The sequence below is a fragment of the Massilia sp. CF038 genome (genome assembly GCF_900129765.1).
GTDB lineage: Bacteria > Pseudomonadota > Gammaproteobacteria > Burkholderiales > Burkholderiaceae_D > Telluria_A.
Genome location: NZ_FQWU01000008.1, coordinates 19,595 through 36,817, shown reverse-complemented (window position 1 = coordinate 36,817; position 17,223 = coordinate 19,595). Strand labels below are relative to the sequence as shown.

Sequence of the window (17,223 nt, the reverse complement as noted above, 5' to 3'; positions counted from 1 at the left end):
ATAGGGGATGGGCCAATCCAGTCAAGCGTTGAGGGACAGTGCGCGCAGGCGCCGTTCAGAACCTGTATTCAAGACGTGCACCCCAGGTGCGCGGCGCACTGGGCACCACCATCCCGAAGCTGTCGATCGAAATCGGCCGCACTTTGTCTTCCAGGTTCTTGACGTAGCCATGCACGCTCCAGTCGGCACCATCGCGCGCGTAAGCCAGCGTCAGGTCGCTCTGGGTGCGTGACGCAATGCGGTACTGGCGCAACTGGCTTGGCACGCTGATGTCGTAGGCGCTGCTGTAGCGCGTGAACAGACCGGCCTTCAGGCGCGAGGCGGCAAACACGAAGCTGTGGTCGAAGCCGAGCGAGAAGGTGGTGGTCGGCGAGCGGTCCAGCTTGCGGCCAGCCCACGAGGTCACGCCATCGGGCGCATAAGCACTGTAGTAGGCGTCGAGCAGCGCCAGCGAATAGCTGAGGCGATCAACTGGCGTCACACTGAGCTGGCCTTCCACTTCCAGTCCCTTGACGCGGGCCTGGCCGGCATTGGTGGTCACGAAGCGCGGCGCACCCTGGACCGACACCACGCCTGACAGCTGCAAATTGGCGTAGTCGTAATAGAAGGCGGTGGCACTCAAGGTGGCGCGGTTGTGCCAGAAGCGCGACTTGAAGCCGGCTTCCCACGAGGTCAGCGTTTCGGGCTGGTAGATCAGGGCGTTTTCGGGCACTGCCAGCTGCGCCGGGCAGGCGATGCCCAGCGCGCTGGTACCGGCCAGGCAGCCGTCGTTGAAGCCGCCCGCCTTGTAGCCGGTCGAGACGGTGGCAAACAGCATGGACGATTTGTCCAGATCGTATTCGGTACCCAGGCGCCAGGTGGTTTTGCTGGTCGACAGTTCGGCTGCATTCAACAAGCGCAGGTCGGTGGCCGGGTTGAAGGTTTCAGCCTGCTGGAAGTTGGTGGAACCGATGCGCGACTTGTCGTCGTGCGAGAAACGCACACCGGCTGTGGCGCGCAGACGCTCGCTCAAGCCGTAAGTGGCCTGGGCAAACACGGCCTTGCCGGTGGCTTCGGTCGGACCATGCGGGAACACATAATAAGGCGGCAGCTGCAGCAATTCCAGGTCGCGGAAGCTGTACAGCACTTGCGACTGTTCGCGGAACCAGTACAAGCCTGCCTGCGCGGTGAGCGCGCCCCAGCCCTGCGAGGCCAGCCGCAGCTCGTGCGAATCCTGCTTGTAATCGCCGTCAAAACGCTGGCGCACACCCAGGGCAAATGCGGGCGTGATGCCGTAATAGAAATTGGCGCGCTGGTTGTGCTCGAAGCGGCGGTGCGAACCCACATAATACAAACGGGCCTGGCCCAGATTCCACTCCAGCTCCGCGCTCAAGCCATCGCTCACGGCGCGGCCGCTGCCCTGCTGCAGGGGGGCGTTGATGGGCACGAAGCTGTTGGTCAGGCGTTCATCGGTGCTGCCATCCTTCCAGTGGGGCTGGCCCGCCGCGTCGAAGGTATAAAAGTTCGAGGACGGCACGTGGCTGTCATTGTTCTGCTTGACGGTGCTGCGCTCGTAGCGCAGCAGCAGCGTGCCCTGCTCGCCCAGCGCCAGTTTGGCCGACAGGCGCGCCGAGATGTCGTCGCGGTCGCCGCCCAGGGTGTAGGGCGTGCCCTGACGGTTGATCAGATAGCTGTCGTGCTGGTTGTAAGCGACGGCCGCGCGCAGCGCCAGCGACGGGCTGACCGGCACGTTGAGCATGGCGCTGGCGCGCCGGCTGTTGTAGTTGCCCAGGTCGACGCTGACAGCGCCTTCCAGGCTCTGGCCTGGCGCGTTGGAAATCACGTTGACCACACCGGCAGTCGAATTGCGGCCGTACAGCGTGCCTTGCGGACCACGCAGCACTTCCACCCGCGCGATATCAAAGAAGCTCAGGTCCTGCGCCTGTGGACGCGCGATGTAGATCCCGTCGAGCATGAAAGCGGCCGAGGGGTCGCCTTTTTCGGTGGTGTCGGCATTCGACACGCCGCGGATGGTGATGCGCAGACCATCCGGGGCGCCATCCATATGCACATTGGGTAGCCGCGCGCCGACGGCGGAGGGGCTGTCGAGCGCGGCGGCAGCGAGCTGCTCGCCTGACAGGACCGTCATCGAGACCGGGGTCCTGGAAGCGGGCGCGGCACTGCGCTGGGCCGTGACGATCACTTCGGGAATATCGCCCGCAGGCGTGGTTTGTGCATGGACTGGTGTCGCGCCGGCGAATGCCGCGCAGACCAACACAGCCGGCAATCTCGGAACGCATTGCCCGGACCGGTTTGTCATCGGATCGTACCCCTTTAAGTTCTTGTATTGGTGCTGTTGTTGCTGCTTGCGCTCCTTAAAAGAAGTCATTGTTTCAAGCAGACATATATTTCTAAAAGTCTAACAGGTACTCCAGCCTAAACCAAATCCGGCAAGGGCCAAGGCGCAAAAAAATACGCGGGCAGGCCACAGGGAGAAGACCGGATGCATAAACAGAAAGCTGTGGTATGGTTATCAAAATACTCAGTTCCACTGCCGCGTGGATTGAGAAGGCGCTTTTTCCCCGAAGTACAACGAGGATCCGACACCTTGACCGGCCCGAGCGACATCGCCCACTGGCGCCTGCAGATCTTTCACCGGCTGTTGCTGGTTGTACTCATCTTGGGTGGCGCCACCGCCGTGCCCAGCGTCCTGCTGGCGATCAGTGAAAAGCTGTGGCTGGTGGCTGTGATCGACACCATCGCCATGCTGTGGCTGCTCGCGGTGTGGCACTGGCGCAGCCTGCCGTTCTCGTTCCGGGTCTTCAGCTTCATGGCCGTCACCTTTGCCGTGGGCGCCGCGCTGATGCTGCAAAACCGCCCGGTCAGCCAGATCTACCTGGCCGCGGTGCCAGTGCTGGCCGCCCTGCTGCTCGGTTTGCGGCCGGCTTACTGGTGGCTGGCGATCACCGGCGTGGCAGTGCTGGCCATCTCGCTGCTGACCGGGGGCGGCCTGATCACGCGGCCGCTGATCATCGCGGTCAATTTTGTCTTCATTACCGGCATCATCACCCTGTCCTGCGGGGTGCTGCTGCGCCAGCTGGCCGCTGCGCTGACCACCGTCAGCGCCACCGCCGTGACCATGGAACTGGGACGCAACGAGCTGCACGCGCTCAACAATGAACTGCGCCTGACTTCTGCCGCCCTGGCGCGCCTGAACGACATGGTGCTGATTGCCGAAGTCGGTCCCTCGCCTGGCCAGGGGGCGCCGGTGATTTTCGTGAACGACGCGTTTGAGCGCCGCTCCGGCTACGCGCGCGCCGAACTGCTGGGTCAGCCGTTGCGGCATTTGTCGGGGCCGGCCACCAGCCACACCACCTTGAGCCGTATCGAAGCGGCCATGGCGCGCCAGGAAGCCGTGCGCGCCGAACTGCTCAATTACACGCGCGACGGTGAACCCTACTGGGTCGAGACCGACATGGTGCCGTTTGCCGACGAAGGCGGCAACAACACCCACTGGCTGGTCGTCGAGCGCGACATTACCGAGCGCCGCAAATCGGAAGACGACATTCACCGGCTGGCCTTTTACGACGTGCTGACCGGCCTGCCCAACCGGCGCCTGCTGATGGACCGGATCGCCAAGCTGCTCGAGACCACCAGCCGTGATGGCAGTTACAGCGGCGTGATGTTCATTGATCTGGACCACTTCAAGGACATCAATGACGCGCGCGGCCACGCGGTGGGCGACGCGCTGCTGCGCCATGCCGGCGCGCGCCTGACGGCGCTGGTACGCAAGGGTGATACGGTGGCGCGCATCGGCGGCGACGAATTCGTGGTGCTGCTGCCCGGCCTGGGTGCGGAAACGGTGGAAGCTGCCCATCACGCCCTGATGATTGCGGAAAAAGTACGCGCCGCCCTGGCCGAACCGTTCATCATCGATGGCCAGTCCTACCAGTCCGGCGCCAGCCTGGGTGCGACCCTGTTCCCCGGTACCGGCGACACGGCCGACGACTTGCTGCGCGAAGCCGATACCGCCATGTATCGCGCCAAGGCCGACGGCCGCAACGGCATCGTGTTCTACGAAGAAGCGATGCAGACCGACGTCGAGCAGCGCCTGACGCTGGCGCGCAGTCTGGCGCTGGCGCTGGGTGCGGGCGAACTGCAGATGCATTATCAGCCGCAGGTAGACCCGAGCGGGCGCATTGCCGGCGCCGAACTGCTGATGCGCTGGCAGCGCGCCGATGGCAGCTCGGTGCCCCCGAATACCTTCATCCCGATTGCCGAACAATCAGGCCTGATTCACAGCCTGGGCCACTGGGCCATGCGCGAAGCCTGCCTGGCGGTGGTGCAACTGGGCGCGGCCGGCCACGCGCTGCCGCTGTCGGTCAACGTCAGTCCCAGCCAGTTCCGCCAGATTGACTTCGTCGAACAGGTCAGGGCCACCTTGCGCGAGACCGGTGCGCCGGCGCATCTGCTGATCCTGGAAGTGACCGAGGGGCTGCTGATTGATAAATTTGACGACACCGTCAAGCGCATGGCTGAACTGGCCGCGCTGGGCCTGCGTTTTTCGATCGACGACTTCGGCACCGGCTATTCCAGCCTGGCCTACCTGCGCCGCATGCCGCTGTATGAACTGAAGATTGACCGCAGCTTCATTCACGACACCCCGTCCGACGTCAACGGCCTGGCAATCGTGCAAGCGATTCTGGCGATGGCGCGCCACCTGGGCTTGCGGGTGGTGGCCGAGGGCGTGGAAACCCAGGCCCAGGCCGATTTTTTATGCGCCAACGAATGCGACTGCATGCAGGGTTATCTGTTTGCGCGGCCTGCGCCGTTTGCGCAATTGCTGGCAGCGATGGCGGACGGGGTGATACGGCCGGCGGCATGAGCCGAGTTGCCAGTGTCAGGCTTGGATTCGATCCTTCTTATTCCATGTTGCGGAAGTTGTTCAGCGTGGTATGGGCCCCCGCCTGCGCGAGGGCGATGTGGTTTGCGTTTCGTTATATGCCTGTCCTGTTGGTCCATTCACTAAGCGAGGTTTTCATGATCCGTTCTGCGCTGGTCCTGCTGTTTTCTGCAAGTGTTGTGCTGCCGTCCCTGGCGCATGCCGCGGCCCCGCCCGCGAACGGCGTGCCCCTGATCGAGCGCGCCAAGTTTTTCGGCAATCCCACCCGTACGGCCGGGCGCATCAGCCCGGACGGCAAGTGGCTGTCGTGGATCGCGCCGCGCGACGGCGTGCTCAATGTCTGGGTGGCGCCGCTCGACAAGCCCAATAGCGGCCGGCCACTGACCAGCGAAACCAAGCGCCCGATCCGCAATGCCTTCTGGTCGCCCGATTCCAAGTCGCTGCTGTTCATCAACGACAAGGGCGGTGACGAGAACTTTCTGCTGTACGGCGTGAACGTCTACACCGGCGCCCAGACCAGCCTCACGCCGTTCGAAAAAACCCGGGTCCAGCTGGTCAAGGTCGGGCGCAAGGTCAAGGACCGCATCCTGATCGGCGTGAACAACCGGGATCCGAAATGGCACGACGTGCACAGTCTTGATCTGGCCACCGGCAAGCTCACGCTGGTGCAGCAGAACGATGGCTGGGCCGACTTCATTGCCGACGACGACCTGCACTTGCGCATGGCGTCGAAGTCACGCAGCGACGGCGGCACCGATTACTATCGCTGGGCCGACGGCAAGGCCGATCCGGCACCCGCCATCGAAGTGGGCCTGGATGACTCGCTCACCACGCGGCCGCTCGAATTCACCGCTGACGGCAAAACCTTGTACTGGACCGATTCGCGTGGACGCGACACAGCAGCGCTGATGGCCCAGGATCTGGCCAGCGGCAAGTTCAGCGTGGTGGCCGAGGATGCGCGCGCCGACATTGGCGACGCCCTGTATGACCAGAAGACAGGCCGCATCCAGGCCTACGAAGTGAGCTACCTGCGGCGCGAGCAGATTGCCGTGGACCCGGCCGTGAAAGCCGACCTGGCTTATCTGAAGCGCGCCGCCAAGGGTGACTACGCGATCGTCTCGCGCAGCGAAGCCGACGACAAATGGATCGTCGCCATCGACCGCGTCACCAGCCCGTATTCGTTCTGGCTGTACGAGCGCAAGGGCAAACGTTTGTCCAAGGTGTTCGTGGCGCGGCCCGAACTCGATGGGGCGCCGCTGGTGGCCATGCAGGCCGAGGAAATCAAGGCGCGCGACGGCATGACGCTGGTGTCGTATCTGTCGCTGCCGAAAGGGGCCAAGGGGCCGCAGCCCATGGTGCTGTTCGTCCACGGCGGGCCGTGGGCACGCGATATGTATGGCTATCACAGTTACCACCAGTGGCTGGCCAACCGCGGCTACGCGGTGCTGTCGGTGAACTTCCGCGGCTCGACTGGCTTCGGCAAAAAATTCATCTCCGCCGGCGACCTGCAATGGGGCCGCAAGATGCACGAAGACTTGCTGGACGCGGTCAACTGGGCCGTGGCCAAAGGCATCACCAGCAAGGACAAAGTGGCCATCATGGGCGGCTCGTACGGCGGCTACGCCACCCTGGCCGGCCTGGCGTTCACACCGGAGACCTTCGCCTGCGGGGTCGACATTGTCGGCCCATCCAACCTGTTTACGCTGCTCGAAACCATCCCGCCTTACTGGGAATCGTTCAAACAGCAGTTCTACAAGCGCATGGGCGACCCCACCACCGACGCTGGCCGCGCCTTGCTCAAGGAGCGCTCGCCTTTGTACGCGGCCGACAAGATCGTGCGCCCGCTGCTCATCGGCCAGGGCGCCAACGATCCGCGTGTGAATGTGCGTGAATCGGACCAGATCGTCGAATCGATGCGCGCCAAAAAAATCCCGGTCACCTATGTGCTGTTTCCGGACGAAGGCCATGGCTTTGCGCGGCCGGTCAACAACATCGCCTTCCAGGCGGTAGCGGAAAACTTTTTGGCGCGCTGCCTGGGCGGACGGGCCGAGCCCATTGGCGCCACGCTGAAAGCATCGACCGCCCAGGTCAAGCACGGCGCCGAGTTTGCGCCAGGCTTGCCGGAAGCACTTGAAATGAAATAGAGCAACACATTTGTTGACCTATGGCAACGCACGGCGTCATCAGATGTAAGAATCTGTTACAAATGACGCCGTTTTAATGGAAAAAACAACAATGCATGTATTGTATTTTTCACCACTACGGTAGAATTGCCGATTCGCAATTAGGAGGTCCCGGTGGACGACGAAGAAATCAGCTGGCTCATAGAACGACTTGAAACCGAGTCCAGCAACGCGCCGCGGGCTTTCCGTATCAAGGTGTTGCTGCTCAGTTGCGTGGCCTATGTGGTGCTGTTTGGCGCCCTGGCCCTGGTGACCCTGATCCTCGGTTTTGCGATCACGCACTTTGCCCATGCGGGCATGAACCGCACCGTCTTCCTGGCCGGCATGTTCGGCTTGCTGCTGCTGCCGGTGGCCTATATTTTGCTGCGTGAAATGCTCACGCCCCTGTCCACGCCTGCGGGACGCCCCGTGACGCGGTCCGAAGCGCCGGTACTGTTCAAGATGCTGGACAAAATGCAGGCCAAGCTCAAGGGCCCGCGCATTGACTGGGTCCTGGTCGACACCGAATACAATGCCGCTATCGCGCAACTGCCGCGCTGGGGCTTGATCGGACCGAATACCAATTACCTGATGCTGGGCCTGCCCTTCATGTTTGGCCAGAGCACCACCGAAATCATGGCCAGCGTGGCCCGCGAATACGCCCACCTGGCCGCAGCCCACGGCAAGGTGCACGCCTGGATTTACCGCCAGCGGCGCACGCTGCGCGCGGTGCACGAACGCCTGGAAGCGGACGAAAGCGCCACCCTGGTGCACACCACCCTGGTACGGATGCTGGGCGCTTTCATGCCCTACTTCAATGCCTACACCTTCGTCTTGTCGCGCCAGGATGAATTCTCGGCCGACCGCGCCGCTGGCCGTGTGGCAGGCAAAGATGTGATGGCCGCCGCGCTGGTGCGCAGCAATCTGCTGGCCAGCTGGTTCCACACCAATTTCTGGTCGACCCTGTATACCCAGGCCGACACGCGCGAGCGTCCGGTGTTCATGCCGTATCAGTCCATGAGCACGGCGTTTCGCATGAGCCATGAAGAATGGTCGACCAAGCCGCGTCTGAAAGCGGCGTGGGAAGAAAAATCAGGCGTCACCGACACCCATCCCTGCCTGCGCGAGCGGGTCGAGGCACTCGGTCAAAAACCGGTGCTGCCCGAGGCGCTGGAAAAGAGTGCCGCCGCCACCCTGCTGGGACGCCTGGCCGAACATCTGGCCAACGAATTCGACCAAGCCTGGTGGAATGCGGAAAAGAAGGATTGGGCCGAGCGTCACCGCTACGTCAAGCGTGCCCACGCCCGCCTGGAAGCGCTGCGCTTTGTGCCGCTCAATACCCTGTCGCTGGTGGATCTGCAGGAACTGGCGCGCCTGAAAGCCGAGTTTGAAACACCAGCCGAAGCCAAGCCGGTGCTGGAATACCTGCTGCGCCAGCCAGGCGGACCGTTCCCGCGCGCTGCGTTCAGCCTCGGTTGCATCCTGCTGGACGAAGGCGACCAGCGCGGCCTGCAGTATCTGACGATTGCGGCGCGCAATAACCGCCATCTGACCAATGATGCGCTGCACGCCGGCTACACCTTCCTGCGCACGCGCAATGACGACCGTCAAGCCCAGCAATGGTGCGATGAAGTGGTCGAACGTCTGGCTGCCTGAACGGTAAAAGCAGGCGCGTTTTACGTTGGACCTCAGATTGCGACAAATGCAATACTGAGGTTTTTTCCTGAGGCGCGTCCATGAAACGTTTGCAGATTCTCTTCCTTCTGGTGCTGGCTGTCGTGACCTTCATGCTCACGGCATGCAGCCCGGCCGCACGGCCAGCGCCGCAAGTGGCGCCGCCGCTGGCCAGCGCGTCCGCTGGCGCCGGCGCAGCATCGGCCGGCGACCAGCTTCCCAACTAAGTGACCCCAATGATTACTGCGCGCTCAACTGCCACCAGTTGATGTTCCAGCCCCCGACCTTGCTATAAATCGTCAAGTCCTGCTGGCCGGCGTTGAGGTACACCGCTGCAGTGGCGGTTTGCCAGTTCTGCCAGCCGCCCGTGTTGGGTACCGTGACGGTGACCAGGTCGGTGCTGTTGCGGCTCAAGGCAAACTGGCCCCCGCTGTACGGACTGGCCAGGCGGAATTGCAGGTTGTACCAGCCGGTTTTGGGCACGTTGACCGGATAGCTCATCCAGTCGTTATTGTCCACGTTGCCCACGTTGAAGCCGCCGCCGCTGTCGCTGGTCGTTTCCATGCGCATGCCCTTGTGGTAAGCGAACATTTCAGCTTCGATGCGCGCGCCCACGGCCGGCTTCCAGTTCATCCAGTACGCCACGCTTTCGTTGCGCACCAGCGCCTGCGATGCAAACGCGCGGAAATAACTCTCAATCTGGGCGCTTGAGGCAGTGCTGACATTGATACTGCCCATCGCGCCGCCATTGCTGCTGTTGCTCACCACGCCCCAGCCCCAGCTGTTGGTGTCGCCGTTCGAGCCAGCGTAGCTGACCGTTTTGTAGGCCCAGCTGGTGCCGGCCCAGCCGTACTGGTTATAGATATCGTAGGTCTTGCGCGTGACCTGGCCGCCAAAGGCGCCGGTCAGCGCCCAGGGCTGGAATTCACCGATGATGAACGGGGTCTGCAAGGCCGTGAGCTTGCTGTTCCAGTCGCACGATTCGCCCGTGCCGCTGGTATTGCAGTGCAGCCAGTTGGCGTGCACATTGGCCTGGGCCGCGGCGCCCTGCACTTCATTCCAACCCCACAGCCCAGGGTAGAAGTGCATGCCCAGCGCCACGTTGGACAGGCCGCGCGTGTTCGGATTGCCATACGCATCGATACCGCTGTTGTGACCTGGCAGGATGATCACATGCTCCGGGTCCTTGGCGCGCACCACGTTGAACAATTCGTAGGCAAAGGCGGCCATGGTGCCGGCGTCGGTGCCCCATGGTTCGTTGAGCAGATCGTAGGCTGCGACTGCAGTGCGGCCGCGATAGCGCGACGCGACCATGTCCCACAGCCACTTGGTGCGGTCGCGGTAGCTGTTGTTGGTCCACATCTGGGCCGCCCCCACGCAGCCGTCGTGCTGCTCGGCGGCGCCAGCCTGCCCGCCCACGGCGCCGTGCAGGTCCAGGATCACATACATGCCCCGTTTTTCCGCCTCGTTGATGGCAAAATCGAGGTGCTTCCAGGCGTCGGCACGCAAGGTATAGGGCCGCGTTTCATCTTCCACCAGGCTGAAATGGAAAGGCACGCGCACCACGTTCATGCCCAGGCTCTTGATCAGGTCAAAGTCGCGCGCGGTGATCCAGCTGTCGCGGAAGGCGCCCATCAGGCGCTCTTTTTCGGCCTGGCCGAAGCGGCTGCTCAGGGTTGACTCCAGCGTGCACTGGTCATTGATCACGCCAGCGCTGTTGGACATGCTCTGGTTCATCATCCAGAATTCGAGCTGCAGCCAATTGCCCAGATTGACGCCGCGCAGGTCGACCTTCTTGCCGGCAGTGTCGACCCAGAATGCGCCGTTCTGGCGAATGCCTGGCAGCGCGCTGGGCGTGCCTTCGGCGGCAAAGCTGATCCAGTTCAGATTGAAGCCGCCGCCCTTGGCAAACACGGCCAGCTGCTGGGGCCCGGCATTGAGATAGACGCGCGCACTGACCGTGGCCCAGTTCTGCCAGCCGCCCGTGTTGGGCACCGCCGTCACGGCGCTGATATCCTTCGCGTTTTGCGACAGCACGATCTGGCCGCTGGTGCCGGGCGAAGCGACCCGGTACTGCACCGTGTACCAGCCGGCGCTGGCTGGATTGACGGCATAACTCATCCAGTCGCCAGTGTCGATCCAGCCCACGTCCAGGCCGCCGCCAGTGTCGCTGCTGGCCTCGGTGGCCACGCCGGCCATGCTGGCAAAGGACTCGGCTTCAAGCCGTCCCGGCAAGGCGCTCTGGGCCGCACATGCGGTACTTAACACGGCTGCGGCACATCCCAGCAGCCAATCCAAACGTCGTTTCATGCCTGTCTCCTGTCGGTCTCGTTATGGTGGATAGCACTAAATTGGAAGCCCTTCCAATTGGGTCGATAATATTTACTTAACAAATCAGTGTCAAACGATTTAAACGGGCGGCGCGCGGCGCGCCAGCTACAATCGCTCTCAAAACTGGCTACAAGAATTTTTACGGGAGACAAAGCTATGCGGCTGCATCTGGGATGTTTGTGCTTGGCTGCGTGCTGCCTGCCGGCGCTGGGCGCCGAGACGGTGGTGCGCATCGGCAGCGCCGCGCCCGTCACTGGTCCAAGTGCCCACCTGGGCAAGGACACCGAGAACGGCGCGCGCCTGGCGGTTGACGATTTGAATGCACGCGGCTTCCAGATTGATGGCAAACCGGTGCGCCTGGTGCTGCTGGCCGAAGACGATGGCGGCGACCCGAAACAGGGCACGGCAGTGGCGCAAAAGCTGGTCGATGCGGGCGTGGTTGGGGTGGTCGGCCATCTCAATTCGGGCACCACGGTGCCAGCCTCGAAGATTTATCACACGGCCGGGGTGGCGCAAATCACCCCCTCGGCCACCACGCCGGCCTACACCCGACAAGGCTTCAAGTCGGCGTTCCGGCTGGTGGCCAATGATGGCCGGGTCGGCAGCATGCTGGGCCGCCAGGCCGTGCAGCGCCTGCAGGCACAGCGGGTGGCGGTGATTGATGACCGCACCGCCTTTGGCCAGGGCCTGGCCGATGAATTCATCAAGGGGGTTCGGGCCGCCAGCCCCAAGGTGACGATCGTGTCGCGCCAGTTCACCAGCGACAGGGCGACCGACTTCAGCGCCATTCTGACCCAGATCCGCGCGACCCGGCCGGACCTGATCTTTTACGGCGGCATGGATGCCGTGGCCGGGCCGATGCTGCTGCAAATGAAGGCGCTCGGCCTGGACGTGAAGTTCATGGGCGGCGACGGCGTGTGTTCGGAAAAGCTGGCGCAGCTGGCCGGCGCCGGCCTGGGCGAGGACAAGGTGCTGTGCGCGGTGGCGGGCGGCGTCAGTGGCGACGGCGAACAGGCCTATGCCGACTTCAGCGCGCGCTACCGCACCACCTTCAAGCTGCCATTGCAGACCTATGCGCCGTATGCCTACGATGCGGTGATGGTCCTGGCCAAGGCCATGCAGGAGGCCAAGTCGGCCGAGCCGGCGCGCTTTGTGCCGGCCCTGGCGCGCCTGCGCTACCACGGCGTGACGGGGGACATTGCCTTCGATGCCTACGGCGACTTGCAACAGCCGGCGATGACGCTGTACACCTATCGGGCCGGCAAAAAAACCAAGCTGGCGGTGGTGCGCTAGCGTTGCTTGAATGCCGCAGTTTCGTGTTACGCGAGGTAAATAGTCGATGCAGGCAGGCTGCGCTGCCGTATAGTAAAAGCGTTGCACATCCATTTCATCTCACCTAGGATCCTGCCATGAAAAACGTATTTGCCCTGGTTGCCGCTTTCACACTGTGCAGTGCAGCATGGGCCGCGCCCGAGGCGGCGCCGGCGCCCAAGTCGGCCCAGCAAAGCAAGATGGTCACCTGCAACGCCGACGCCAAGGAAATGAAGGGCGACGAGCGCAAGGCCTTCATGAAGACCTGTCTGTCGGCCAAACCGGAAAAGAAAATGACGCCGCAGCAGGAAAAAATGAAGACCTGCAATGCCGACGCCAGCGGCAAAAAAGGCGACGAGCGCAAGGCCTTCATGAAGACTTGCCTGTCGGCGAAATAAGGCAGGGCGCGGCGCTCCATGGCCGAGCCGACGGCGCGCAAGGGCAAGCACAAGTTCTCGCTCAACTGGGGCTACCTGCATGCCATCACCAGCGGCATGTCAGCCATCGACCTGTCCGCGCTGGCGCTGCGCAATCTGCATGACGCGCGCCAGTTCGCGCGCGAATATGGCTTCGACCTGGACCAGAGCGCCACCTGCGCGCGCCTGCTGCGCGGCCACCGCGAGGCGGTCGACTTCATCACCGCCCACTTCCTGGCGCCCGGCCAGGCACATCTGATTCCACTTGAAGTCCGCGCAGCGAGCGACCCGCTCCAGCTGCTGGTGTACGCGTCCCAGCGCGCCGGCAGCGGCGATGTGCAGCGCATGTGGTCGTGCGCCATCCTGAAGGTCATGCACGGGATTTTTTACATCGACAGCGACCTCAAACTGCGCCACTTCAATGCCATTCGGGCGCAAGTGTTTGCCGGTCTCGATGAAGTAATCCACCAGGAGGGCGAACAGTTCTACCTGCACGACGGCGAGGTGCGCCTGCCGCTGCTGCATTACGATAAGAAGAGCCACAAGGGGCGCAACAGCATTTTGCTCAAGCTGCTGCAAAAGGCAGCCTATCTGGCGGCTGACATTTACGACCACCTGGGCGTGCGCCTGGTGTTTGCCACCCGCTTTGAATGCCTGCTGGCGCTGCACGCGCTGCAGCGCGCCCATTTGCTGTCGGTGACCAATGTCGATCCCCAGCGCACCCGCAATACCCTGCTGGACCTGGACGCGGCCAAGCAGGTCTTCATCCGCTACCGCAGCCTGATTGACCGTGCCGGCCCCTACCCGGCGGCCCTGTTCGACACCATGGACCGTGAATTGCTGGCCCTGTCGCAGCCGCAGACGCGCAGTGACAATCCACACAGCGGCAGCGGCTTTTCCAGCCTGCAGGTCACGCTGCGCAAGATGATCCATCTGCACGGGATGGCGCCGGTGCCGGGCCAGGCCGGGGAACCGGATGTCGATTTCTTTTTCGAGTACGAGATCCAGCTGATGGACCGCGCCAGCCACGAGCTGACCCTGGCCGGACCGGCCAGCCACGCTGCCTACAAACAGCGCCAGGTCGAGACGGCCCGGCTGCGCGTGCTGGGGCGCGAGCTGAGCGACTGGATCGCGGCCCAGGGCCAGGCAGAAAATTAAACCTCGGAAACACTCTGCGCGGCCACAAAAAAATGTCGCGCGCGGTGATCGACAGCCCCGGTTAACCGTTATGATTCAACCATTCTTGCCTGCCGCTTCAAGGCGGCGCTAGCCGTCAGCATCCATTTGATTTGCATTTATCGTGCGCATGCGTGCGCCTCTTTACGGGCTTCGGGCCCAGCCAGGGAGATGGATCATGCACACCTTTGCCGAGAAACCCCAGAGCGCCAAGGGCAAGGCGGGCGCCGCGCACAGCCCGCAGCAGCACGCCGCGCCGGCACGCTTGCGCCCCGCGCCAGCGGCGCCTGGCTGGCACGATTTTGCCCGCCTGCCCGTGCATCCGATTGCGCCTGCCTTGTCGCGTCGTCCCAGCCATGATGCTGCCGAACGGGAGGCCGACCAGGCTGCCGCACACGTCCTGCGCATGGCAGACCCGGGGCAAACCGACGGCGTCCTGCAGCGCCAGCCCGGTGCCGGACGCGACAGCGCCGCTGCGGCAGCCCCGCCGCTGGTACACCAAGCGCTGCGCCACACCCATCATCCGCTGGACCAGGCCAGCCGGCAATTCTTCGAAGCGCGTTTCGGGCACGACTTTGGCCACGTGCGGGTGCATACCAGCGCGCTGGCTGCGCGTTCGGCGCAGGCCATGGGCGCCGCCGCCTACACCGTGGGCCGCGATGTCGTGTTTGGCGCCGGCCGGTATGCGCCGCACACGGCCAGCGGCAAGCAACTGCTTGCGCACGAGTTGAGCCATGTGATTCAGCAAGGCCAGGGTGCGCTGCGGATCGACATGCAAGACGCTGGCGCGCCCGCGTCCATCACCGAGCAGGTGGTCGCCGCCCTCAACCGGCCCGATCCGGTGGCCGGGGTCGGTGACTACGATGCCGCCTACCGTTTGCTGAACGGCCTGTCGATGCAGGACATGCTGCGCGTGCTCAACGACCTGGCAGCCCAGTCCATGCTGGAGGTGCTCATCAGCCGCCCGCCCCAGGCCGGCGTGGACGTGGCGCGCATCAGCGCGGCCATCACCCTGGTGCGGCTGGCCCATACTGACGCGGCCGGCATCAGCCAGAGCGAGCTCGATGCTTTCGGCGGCCAGGCCCAGAGTCTGCCGAGCGACCAGCAGCAAGCCATGCTGGACTTTGCCACCGTCGCGCGCCATATCAGCGACGCCACCCGCGAAGGCCTGGCCGCCATGATGGCCGGGGCCATGGCCATGGCGGCCGCGGGCGCGAGCGCGGGCGGCTTGTCGCCGGCCGTGGCGGGCGGAATCAGCGGGCCGGTCGCGCCTGGACCATGGGCGCCGCCCGGGCGCCAGCCGATCCCGTATTACATCGGCAACCAGGCGCACATCGGCATTGCCGCCAATTACGTGGGCGCGCATCCGGGCGACCCGGTGTTTACCAATTTCATTCCCTTGTCCTCCATCTTGTCGCAAGCGAGCGCGCTGGGCATTGCGGCCAATCCGGGCGCGCTGAGCGCGGCCAGCCTGGCCCTCAAGCCCGATATCCTGAACCTGGCGCCAAGCCGGCGCCACCTGTATGAAATCAAGCCGACCACGCTGCAAAGCGCGGGCCGGGCCGAGGCACGCATGTATGCCGGCCTGATGGCCACGGCCGGCGTGCCTGTCACGCTGGGCCCGATCGGCGAACCGGGCACCTTTGGCGCAGTGCCCGCGCCCGGCGGCATTTATCTGTTCGAAGCCATTGAACCAGGGGTGATTACCTATCAGTACCGGCGCCAGCAACTGGTACCGGTGCCGGTGCCTGAGGGCGAGCCCGTGCGCGAACGGCGCTTCCAGCTGGCGCCGCTCACCCCGCAGCAGCAGGCCGTGATGGTGGCCACCACCATGACGGTCGGGATGATGTGTCTGATCATCATGATGATCCTGCTGTCGCCAGTGGGGATCTGAGCATGCAATTTCCCGACTTTGAGTACGGCATTTACAAGGACGTGCTGGCGGCCTGCCGCAAACGGGTCACGGCGCTGGCGCGCGGCGACAGCTGGGACGCGGTCACGGCCGGCGCGCGCATTGACAGCGCCGACCATCCCGGTCTGATCGTGCTGCACGGCCCCAGCCCGCTGCTGGGGGGCGCGCCCCATTTCCATGCATTTGCCCTGCACATGGCCATTCAGGACGCGCTGGCGAAAGGCCGGCTCACGCAGGCGGTGGTGGACGCGGTCTGGGCACAGTCGCTGGAAGCGCCCTGGAGCCTGGTTGGCCTGCTGGCGCAAACCAATCTGGTCTGGGCTTACCCCGAGCACCGGCGCCAGGCCTTGCTGGACGCTTGCCTGCGCCACTGGGATGCGCTGGTGGCAGAAGGGCCGCGCTACAGCGCGGGCAGCAATGTGGGCGCGCCCTTCTGGTCCCTGCATTCGAATCTGAAGATGGTGTTGTCCAACCTGGGCGTGGCGACCGCCGCGCTCAATGCCCCGCTGCCGCCGGGCGGCGTGCCTGCGCTGCTGGCGCACTTGCCCTAGCGGGGCGGCGCCGGTGCCGGCCGTGCATGGTAGTATCGACCGTCTTCCTCTTTCGACCACCATCATGCAACGACGCTCCCTGCTGGCCCTGACGGGCCTGGCCCTCGGCGTGGCGCTGGCACTGCCGGCCGCTGCCCGCACGCGCGCGCAAGCGCTGACCTCGACCTTCCGTTCACAGTTGCGCTATCTGGCCTTTTTGCCCACATCGTATTCGCGCCGCGGTCCGGCATCGCCGTTGATTCTGTTCCTGCACGGTTCCGGGGAACGGGGCAGCGATCTGGACAAGGTCAAGGCATGGGGTCCGCCGGCGATCGCCGACAAGGATCCGGACTTCCCGTTCATCGTGATTGCGCCGCAGCTGCCCGAAGGCGAATCGTGGGACGCGCTGGCGCTGAAGCACTTGCTCGATGACGTGCTTAAAAAGTACCAGGTCGACCGCGACCGCGTGTATCTGACCGGCTTGTCGCTGGGCGGCTACGGCGCCTGGGATCTGGCGGCGCGCTATCCGCAGTATTTTGCGGCGCTGGCGCCGATCTGCGGCGGCGGCATCGTGCGCACGGTGGGTAGTTTGCGCGCGCTGCCGACCTGGGTTTTCCACGGGCAGAAAGATGAGGCTGTGCCGGAGGAGGAGTCGGCGCGCATGGTGGCTGCGCTCAAGGCTGCGGGGGGCAATGTGCAGTATACCGTGCTGCCCGAGGGCGGGCATGTTGATGCCTGGGTGCATGCGTATGACAAGGCGGGGTTGTTTGAGTGGTTTCTCAAGCAGCGGCGCTGATGCCCCCACATCGTCCTCGCGGAGGCGGGGACC

Annotated in this window: 12 protein-coding genes; 10 read left to right on the top strand and 2 right to left on the bottom strand. The window is 64.1% G+C overall.

Going from position 1 to position 17,223, the window contains the following annotated elements:
• Nucleotides 1–55: 55 nt before the first annotated feature.
• Nucleotides 56–2,257 carry a TonB-dependent receptor gene (locus BUC24_RS25650; protein ID WP_229448885.1) on the bottom strand — a complete coding sequence of 734 codons (2,202 nt, stop codon included), beginning with the start codon at nt 2,255–2,257 and terminating at the stop codon, nt 56–58.
• Between the two features lie 330 nt (nt 2,258–2,587).
• Between BUC24_RS25650 and BUC24_RS25645 the strand changes: the two genes are divergently transcribed.
• The 4 genes from BUC24_RS25645 to BUC24_RS27060 all read left to right on the top strand — a co-directional run bounded on the left by BUC24_RS25645 (nt 2,588) and on the right by BUC24_RS27060 (nt 8,945).
• Nucleotides 2,588–4,864 carry a putative bifunctional diguanylate cyclase/phosphodiesterase gene (locus BUC24_RS25645; protein ID WP_073223473.1) on the top strand — a complete coding sequence of 759 codons (2,277 nt, stop codon included), beginning with the start codon at nt 2,588–2,590 and terminating at the stop codon, nt 4,862–4,864.
• 155 nt (nt 4,865–5,019) lie between these two features.
• On the top strand, nt 5,020–7,026 hold the full coding sequence (locus BUC24_RS25640; RefSeq protein WP_073223471.1) for a S9 family peptidase: 2,007 nt from the start codon (nt 5,020–5,022) through the stop codon (nt 7,024–7,026).
• Between the two features lie 153 nt (nt 7,027–7,179).
• A complete protein-coding gene (locus BUC24_RS25635; RefSeq protein ID WP_073223469.1) occupies nt 7,180–8,700 on the top strand; it encodes a M48 family metallopeptidase in 1,521 nt (506 codons plus the stop codon).
• 80 nt (nt 8,701–8,780) lie between these two features.
• Complete coding sequence (locus BUC24_RS27060; RefSeq protein ID WP_178372625.1) at nt 8,781–8,945, top strand: hypothetical protein; 165 nt, start codon at nt 8,781–8,783, stop codon at nt 8,943–8,945.
• A gap of 13 nt (nt 8,946–8,958) precedes the next feature.
• On the opposite strand, the gene BUC24_RS25630 is transcribed toward BUC24_RS27060, so the two are convergent.
• Complete coding sequence (locus BUC24_RS25630; protein ID WP_229448839.1) at nt 8,959–11,028, bottom strand: carbohydrate-binding protein; 2,070 nt, start codon at nt 11,026–11,028, stop codon at nt 8,959–8,961.
• A gap of 177 nt (nt 11,029–11,205) precedes the next feature.
• On the opposite strand from BUC24_RS25630, the gene BUC24_RS25625 reads away from it, so the two are divergent.
• The 6 genes from BUC24_RS25625 to BUC24_RS25600 all read left to right on the top strand — a co-directional run bounded on the left by BUC24_RS25625 (nt 11,206) and on the right by BUC24_RS25600 (nt 17,190).
• A complete protein-coding gene (locus BUC24_RS25625) occupies nt 11,206–12,342 on the top strand; it encodes a branched-chain amino acid ABC transporter substrate-binding protein (protein WP_073223468.1) in 1,137 nt (378 codons plus the stop codon).
• A gap of 116 nt (nt 12,343–12,458) precedes the next feature.
• Nucleotides 12,459–12,758 carry a PsiF family protein gene (locus tag BUC24_RS25620; protein ID WP_073223466.1) on the top strand — a complete coding sequence of 100 codons (300 nt, stop codon included), beginning with the start codon at nt 12,459–12,461 and terminating at the stop codon, nt 12,756–12,758.
• An 18-nt stretch (nt 12,759–12,776) separates the two neighbouring features.
• The gene (locus tag BUC24_RS25615) at nt 12,777–13,934 is read left to right on the top strand and encodes a TIGR04552 family protein (RefSeq protein WP_073223465.1); all 1,158 of its coding nucleotides are present in this window, start codon (nt 12,777–12,779) and stop codon (nt 13,932–13,934) included.
• A 196-nt stretch (nt 13,935–14,130) separates the two neighbouring features.
• Nucleotides 14,131–15,846 carry an eCIS core domain-containing protein gene (locus BUC24_RS25610; RefSeq protein ID WP_073223463.1) on the top strand — a complete coding sequence of 572 codons (1,716 nt, stop codon included), beginning with the start codon at nt 14,131–14,133 and terminating at the stop codon, nt 15,844–15,846.
• A 2-nt stretch (nt 15,847–15,848) separates the two neighbouring features.
• A complete protein-coding gene (locus tag BUC24_RS25605; protein WP_073223461.1) occupies nt 15,849–16,415 on the top strand; it encodes a hypothetical protein in 567 nt (188 codons plus the stop codon).
• 64 nt (nt 16,416–16,479) lie between these two features.
• On the top strand, nt 16,480–17,190 hold the full coding sequence (locus BUC24_RS25600; RefSeq protein WP_083599163.1) for a carboxylesterase family protein: 711 nt from the start codon (nt 16,480–16,482) through the stop codon (nt 17,188–17,190).
• The last annotated feature ends 33 nt before the right edge of the window (nt 17,191–17,223 follow it).